The organism is Pseudoalteromonas sp. S3785 (assembly GCF_005887365.1).
GTDB lineage: Bacteria > Pseudomonadota > Gammaproteobacteria > Enterobacterales > Alteromonadaceae > Pseudoalteromonas.
The window spans coordinates 1-1,129 of the sequence record NZ_PNCT01000061.1 but is presented as its reverse complement, the minus strand read 5'-3'; the positions used below and the strand labels follow the sequence as shown (position 1 = coordinate 1,129).

Annotated in this window: 1 protein-coding gene; it reads left to right on the top strand. The window is 54.3% G+C overall.

What is annotated here, in order from left to right:
• Positions 1-1,129, top strand: a 1,129-nt coding sequence (locus tag CWC17_RS15420) for an Ig-like domain-containing protein (RefSeq protein WP_171042099.1), incomplete at both ends; no start/stop codon positions are given.

Genomic DNA, 1,129 nt, shown 5'->3' with positions numbered 1-1,129 from the left:
CACTTACGATACAAAATGTAGGCGATGTAAACGACCTAACACCGACATTACAGGGCACCAGTAACGAAATTGGCGGCACGGTGACACTCACCGTGACCGACAGTGACGGCGCTGTGCAAACTCTCACGACCACCGTTGAGGCGGATGGTCATTGGGATATTGAAATCCCCAGTGCGCTCGCGCAAGGTGACTTTACTGTCACAGCCAGCATAACCGACGCGGCAGGCAATGAGAGCACAGCCAACAGCAGTGGCAATGTCGATACCATCACACCGGTTGTCACTGTGGATGCACTGGGACTTGGCAACGACAGCACGCCACTCATCAGTGGTACTTCAACAGAGCCGCAAGGCACTGTTGTCAATATTGTTATCACCGATAGTAACGGCGACGATATCGCAATCACTGCCACGGTTGATGCCAACGGCAACTGGCAAGCAACGAGCCCAGCATTACCTGATGGCAGCTACAGTGTGCAAGCCAGCATTACGGATGCGGCAGGCAATACAGGCGGCGCGTCCCAGTCGGGCACCATAGACAGCCTTGCACCGACACTGACACTCGATACCGTGGGCGCGACCAACGACAGCACACCAACCATTAGTGGTACCACCAATGCACCTGCAGGCACGGTGATTAGTATCAGCGTAAGTGATGGGGTGACAACAGAAACCTTCAGCGCCACAGTGCAAGCGGATGGCAGTTGGTCAGCGGATGTACCAAATGCGCTGGCTGATGGTGAGCTGACCATTGAAGCGAGCGTGAGCGATAACGCCGGTAACACCACCACGGTTAGTGAAACCGCGACACTGAACACCACCGCGCCAAGCATTAGCATTAATGTCTTGGTAGATACCAACGACACCACACCCACTATTAGCGGAACAAGCGATGCAGACGATGGCACCACCATTAGCTTAACGTTTGAAGACAGTGCAGGGAATATTACGACTGTTGATACGACCGTAACCGGTGGCGTCTGGAGCGTTGATGCCCCGAGTGCTTTAGCTGAAGGCGAATACACGGTCACTGCCGAAGTAGATGATGGCCTGGGTAATATCGGCAGCGCCACCGAAACCGGTATTATTGACACCACCATGCCAGCGACTTCACTCAACCAGCCCTCTGT